General features: G+C 60.0%; 6 protein-coding genes and 2 pseudogenes. 4 read left to right on the forward strand and 4 right to left on the reverse strand.

Going from position 1 to position 5160, the window contains the following annotated elements; translation table 11 throughout:
* Positions 1-269: pseudogene (locus EVC45_RS43370) on the forward strand (ISKra4 family transposase); the annotation flags it as partial.
* 58 nt (positions 270-327) lie between these two features.
* Here the strand turns inward: EVC45_RS43370 and EVC45_RS43375 are convergent.
* Together EVC45_RS43375 and EVC45_RS43380 are read right to left on the reverse strand one after the other, a co-directional pair.
* The gene (locus EVC45_RS43375; RefSeq protein WP_129964202.1) at positions 328-1053 is read right to left on the reverse strand and encodes an RES family NAD+ phosphorylase; all 726 of its coding nucleotides are present in this window, start codon (positions 1051-1053) and stop codon (positions 328-330) included.
* Entirely contained in the window at positions 1013-1399 is a 387-nt protein-coding gene (locus EVC45_RS43380) for an MbcA/ParS/Xre antitoxin family protein (RefSeq protein WP_129964203.1), read from the reverse strand. The genes EVC45_RS43375 and EVC45_RS43380 overlap by 41 nt, the downstream gene beginning before the upstream one ends.
* A gap of 224 nt (positions 1400-1623) precedes the next feature.
* Here EVC45_RS43380 and EVC45_RS43390 point away from each other — a divergent pair.
* A pseudogene (locus tag EVC45_RS43390) lies at positions 1624-2136 on the forward strand (IS6 family transposase); the annotation flags it as partial.
* A 5-nt stretch (positions 2137-2141) separates the two neighbouring features.
* On the opposite strand, the gene EVC45_RS43395 reads toward EVC45_RS43390, so the two are convergent.
* Complete coding sequence (locus tag EVC45_RS43395) at positions 2142-2789, reverse strand: ISL3 family transposase (protein ID WP_306770875.1); 648 nt, start codon at positions 2787-2789, stop codon at positions 2142-2144.
* Here EVC45_RS43395 and EVC45_RS47430 point away from each other — a divergent pair.
* The gene (locus EVC45_RS47430; RefSeq protein ID WP_248295517.1) at positions 2740-3054 is read left to right on the forward strand and encodes a hypothetical protein; all 315 of its coding nucleotides are present in this window, start codon (positions 2740-2742) and stop codon (positions 3052-3054) included. The two genes, EVC45_RS43395 and EVC45_RS47430, sit on opposite strands and share 50 nt — an antisense overlap.
* 297 nt (positions 3055-3351) lie before the next feature.
* Positions 3352-4887 (forward strand): hypothetical protein, encoded by a 1536-nt coding sequence (locus tag EVC45_RS43400; RefSeq protein ID WP_129964204.1) that lies wholly within the window; start codon positions 3352-3354, stop codon positions 4885-4887.
* Between the two features lie 40 nt (positions 4888-4927).
* On the opposite strand, the gene EVC45_RS46365 is transcribed toward EVC45_RS43400, so the two are convergent.
* The coding region (locus EVC45_RS46365) for a hypothetical protein (protein ID WP_211193589.1) at positions 4928-5160 on the reverse strand (233 nt) is incomplete at its 5' end.

The following is a 5160-nucleotide window of genomic DNA, read 5'->3' on the forward strand; positions in this document are numbered from 1 at the left end:
CCTCGCCAGCTCCGAAAGCCATTCCCGGTGGGGCTCGCAGACAAATTCGGCCCCTTCGGAAAACCCGCAATCAGTTGGAGTCGACCGTGAACTACGTGGTCAGCAAGCGATTTGTGAAAAAGCAGCAGATGCGTTGGACCCAGCGCGGCGCGCATCTGCTGCTGCAGACCTGCGTACAGGTCCTGAACGACGATCAGCGGAAAACCTTCGGTCGCTGGTTTCCTGGAATGAGAGCGGAAGAGCAAGCGGCGCAAAAACACGCGGCATAAAGGATCCAGCCCCCGGAGGGCGCGCTCTCGTCAGAGAGCCAAGCCGATCCGTCAGCGCTTATTTCCAGAGGCTTGACGGAAATTCGAACGCCTCAGGCTGCAACACGTCGCTCTTCTGCCAGATCACCCGATCGAGCGTAACTGACAGATTCCACGTTTCAGCGGCGACAGGTTCTTTCTTTGTGAATGCCTTGGGCGTAAGCAGCGCTACGCACCCACCTCTCGCTGGATCACGCACGGATCGATACACGATCGCGTCGATGTGAGCCTCGCGTGCGAGGCCGGCGAACACCTGGCAGTAGCTATGCTCGGTCTTGTTCTCGAACGCAGTCTGCTGGCGCAAAAAAGGCGGCCGGCGGAGATCAACCGCGCGTCCCCGAATCGCCGCCTTGAACAGTGTCTGTGGCAACGTATCGATCGATCCAAGCGACGGCGATTCAGTCAGAAAGCGCCAGCGCCAATAGCCAAGCTCTGCACAGGCGGTGCTTTTATCGTAGGCGGCATAAAAGACACCCGGATCGTAAGGTCGCCGAAAGCGCGAGCCATACCTAGACGTCGGATATCGAAAGGGCGTGAACAGTAACCAGTGAAGTCCGAGGGACGCGGCAGGAACCGGAGGTTTCGATGTTTCGAGCAACGCTTCCAGCTGGGCCTGTTCCGCCAGACTGTCAACGAGCGACATCGTCGCCACGCGATGCTGAGCCTCGACAGCACGCCACGTATCCGCGATAAGTTCGCGAGCCTCAGATGCGACCTCGGTAGAGGTCCAGGTATTCGACGACATTAACGAGTCCTCGAGCGGAGCAGATGAGATCGATTGGTCTCGCATTTAGCGCGGTGTTCTCGCCCGTCAGCCACGCCTGAGCTTTCTCGCCTGGACCCACAATGGCATCGAGTGAACGAAACAAACGCACCAGCAATAACGCCAACTCCCATTCTTTGCCTCGTGATTGCTCAAGCTGGTATGTGCCTGCGACAAGTCGCGAGACGGAAGACGTACTGAGTCCGAGCACTTCGGCTAGCGTCGCCTGGCTGATGCGCAGAGCAGCCGCCGCGCGCACCGCCGCTTTGGAAAGGGTGGCGGCCGGCGTTGGACCGACTGCTGCATGATCTCGCGGTGTCGATACCATGATAGCCTCCTGTTTCTATGGAAATACTATCACGATATTGTTTCTACAGCAACAACCCGGTAAGATTGGAGCGTCGAAGAGTTCGAGCAATTTGTCTGGCCGCATCAGGGCAAGAGCCGTCGCGGACCAGCACGAAAGGGTTCTGGTGCAAATAGGGGCTCTGGTGCAAATAGGGCCGGCGAATGGGTTAGAGTTGTCGGAACAAAACGAACCGACGAGCCGAGATGAGCAAGCTGAAGAGTCCGGAGAAGTTGTTCGGCGGACGCCATTTTGATCGGGAGATCATCATTCTGTGCGTTCGCTGGTACCTGCGCTACAAGCTCAGCTTTGGCGATCTGGTCGAGATGATGGCCAAACGGGGATTGTCGCTGGCTCACACGACGAATCTGCGCTGGGTGAGGCGTTATACACCCGAGTTCGTCAAACGCTGGAACCGCTTTGCTACACCTGCGGGTCGCTCGTGGCGTGTCGATGAGACCTACCTGAAGATTCGCGGCAGGTGGGTCTACCTGTACCGGGCAGTGGATCGGGCTGGCCAGACGGTGGACTTCATGCTCAGAGCCCGACGCGACGTGGCTGCGGCCAAAGCTTTTTTCAGCAAGGCCATCAAGCGTCAGGGCCAGCCGCCGCAGACCATCACGCTCGACGGCTATGCCGCCGCGCACCGCGCGGTGCGCGAAATGAAGATCGATGGTCTGCTGCCTGAAGACACCAAGGTCCGGTCCTCAAAATATTTGGTTCGTCAGTAAAAACTATGGGTGCTCGGAGGCTCGGGTAGTTTTCCAAGTGCATGATAAAGCGCGATTTCTGTCGCCTTGAAGGTTCGGAAACCGTATGCTTTTCTCATGGTCACTTTGGCCTTATTGTTCAAACCTTCGATTACGCCGCTGGAGAACTGTTTTCTTGCCCGGAAATAGTTGAGAATCAGCTCCCGGTGGGTGCGCACCGTGCGGGCAAACTTCTTCATTGGCTCGATGCGTGAACGCATGACGTCGATGCACCATTGATCAAGGAACTTTCCCGCCCATGTGGGAGAGCTATAGTCCCAAAGTTGCTGGAACTCTTCCTTGAGCAGATAGGCCCGCACGCTGCGCAGGTTGTACTGAAGCAAGTCTCGCAGGCGAACGCGTTGCTTGCCGGTGAGGTTCTCGCGCCGCTTGAGCAGGCACCAGCGGGATTTCTTGAGCACGGGCTCATAATCGTCACGAGTCATGCGCCGGGCCTCGTCGGCACGAACTTCGTCGATGGCCTTGTTCATCTTGGCGACGATGTGAAAGCGGTCGAGGATATTCAGGGCGTTCGGGCAATGACGCTCGATCATTTCGAGATAAGGCTTCCACATGTCCGAACACACAAATTCAACCTTTTCATACAGCTCCTGTCCGATTATGGCAAAGAACGTTGCAAAGCTTTCCTTCGTTCAGCTCCTGTCCAACCCAGAGCAGTCGCGTGCACCCGGCCTCGATCTGGTAGACAAGCGTGAGGTAATTGTGTCCTTTCCCGTACTGGATCTCATCGACACCAAAGGCGCTGATCGTCAGCACTTCAAGTACCACTGGCGGCGCTTCGCGACGTGGACGAAAGAAACCATCGATGCGGAGCTGGAAATTCTGCTCAACGGATATGGTTCCAAATTCCAAGTAAATTTTTCGTGAACACTTATCTCGTTACAGCCACTGCAAATCCGTCCGTAGAACCGGGTCAATCTCAGTTCATGCTTTCGCTATTCAATTAAGCGCTTCGCGTTACGTTCGAATGGCAGGAGTGAATCCTGTTCAAATCAGCTTCGTCTTTAACGCAACCTGAACTTGCCCATGGTCACACCTGTTCGCGGGACGAGTCCCGCCACGTCAGCTTTCCGGGCATCCACGGAGGAAAGCGGCAATCCCACCAGCCGGCCCACCTCGAATCCAACTCCGCAAGCAAGTGCGCCTAGTGCCTTGACTGGTTTGTTGCGACTGCCGCTTGGAATAACCCAGGATATTGCAGGGCGGATCGATCCTCGCAGCCGTATTGCGCTGGCAGGCACCAACCGACAGTTGCGTGCGCAACTTACGGATGAACGGCAAGCTGTAAGGATTATTGTCCGGGAAGCGCCGCCCGTGAGAACGAATCAGAGGTTCGATGTCGTGTTGCAGCGCATCGGGGAGCTTTCGGTGTCTCTACGGGGTGAGGCGCTGGAGGCACTCTGCGACCGTATCTGGTCCCTGCCGCAAGCGGCCCGAACAGCGCAGTTCGACAGCGTGTTCGGCACCATCGGGCAACTGCATCCCGAACACCGCAGTGCCCCGCTGGCCGCACTCGGCCGCCAGATCCATGCCTTGCCGCAAGCGGCCCAGGCAGCGCGGCTCGACAGCATGCTCGACGCCATCGGGCAACTGCCGGCCCAACACCGCAGCGCCCCGCTGGCCGCACTCGGTAGCCAGATCCATGCCCTGCCGCAAGCGGCCCAGGCAGCGCGGCTCGACAGCATGCTCGGCGCCATCGGGCAACTGCCGGCCCAACACCACAGCGACCAGCTGGCCGCACTCGGCCGCCAGATCGATGTCCTGCCGCAAGCGACCCGGACAGCGCGGTTTGACAGCGTGTTCGGCGCCATCGGGCAACTGCCTGCCCAACACCGCAGCGTCCCGCTGGCCGCACTCGGTCGTCAGATCGATGTCCTGCTGCCGCAAGCGGCCCGGACAGCGCGGTTTGACAGCGTGTTCGGCGCCGTCGGGCAACTGCCTGCCCAACACCGCAGCGTCCCGCTGGCCGCACTCGGTAGCCAGATGCATGCCCTGCCGCAAGCGGCCCGGAGAGCGCGGTTTGACAGCGTGTTCGGCGCCATCGGGCAACTGCATCCCGAACACCGCAGCGCCCCGCTGGCCGCACTCGGTAGCCAGATCCATGCCTTTCCGCAAGCAGGCCAGACAGTGCAGTTCGACAGCGTGCTCGACGCCATCGGGCAACTGCCCCCTGAATACCGCAGCGCCCCGCTGGCCGCACTCGGTAGCCAGATCCATGCCCTGCCGCAAGCGGCCCGGAGAGCGCGGTTTGACAGCGTGTTCGGCGCCGTCGGGCAACTGCCGGCCGAACACCGCAGCGCCCCGCTGGCCGCACTCGGTCGCCAGATCCGTGCCCTGCCGCAAGCAGCCCAGACAGCGCAGTTCGACAGCGTGCTCGGCGCCATTGGGCAACTGCCCGCTGAACGCCGCAGCGGGCCACTAGAGGCGCTCGGCGGCTGCATCTGGGCCCTGCCGCAAGCGGTTCGGACAGCGCAGTTCGACAGTGTGCTCGGCGCCATCGGGCAACTGCCCGCTGAATGCCGCAGCGCCCCGCTGGCCGCACTCGGAGGCGAAATCGAAGCCCTGCCTGAAGCGGCCCGGAAAGCGCGGCTCGACAGCATGCTCGGCGCCATCGGGGAACTGCCCACCCAACACCGCCGCGTGCCGCTCGCGGCGATCAGGCCGGCTCAGGTGCAAATAGCGCGGTGGCGAATCGGTTAAGTTTATTGATTGACGCTGGCGAGCAGGTGTCGCGCGACAATCAAGATGAGGGCTTCAGTCGTTGAGGATTACTATGTAAGGCGTGACGTTGCGGGTAGTCTGGCCGCGCGACAATCAGGATAACAACTGATTGCGGGTTTTCCGAAGGGGCCGAATTTGTCTGCGAGCCCCACCGGGAATGGCTTTCGGAGCTGGCGACTTTGTTCGGCAGGGTCTTCAGCAGATAGGGCCTGATGGTTGTGTTGCGGGTCTGAGATAATGCCGGCATCGAGT

Source organism: Paraburkholderia sp. UYCP14C, assembly GCF_004197395.1.
Taxonomy (GTDB): Bacteria; Pseudomonadota; Gammaproteobacteria; order Burkholderiales; family Burkholderiaceae; genus Paraburkholderia.

What these genes read in the sequence shown, in the direction of transcription:
- EVC45_RS43375 (WP_129964202.1), bottom strand. Translation starts at nt 1,053, where the DNA reads ATGTCGTCGAATACCTGGACCTCTACCGAGGTCGCATCTGAGGCTCGC.
- EVC45_RS43380 (WP_129964203.1), bottom strand. Translation starts at nt 1,399, where the DNA reads ATGGTATCGACACCGCGAGATCATGCAGCAGTCGGTCCAACGCCGGCC.
- EVC45_RS47430 (WP_248295517.1), top strand. Translation starts at nt 2,740, where the DNA reads ATGTCCGAACACACAAATTCAACCTTTTCATACAGCTCCTGTCCGATT.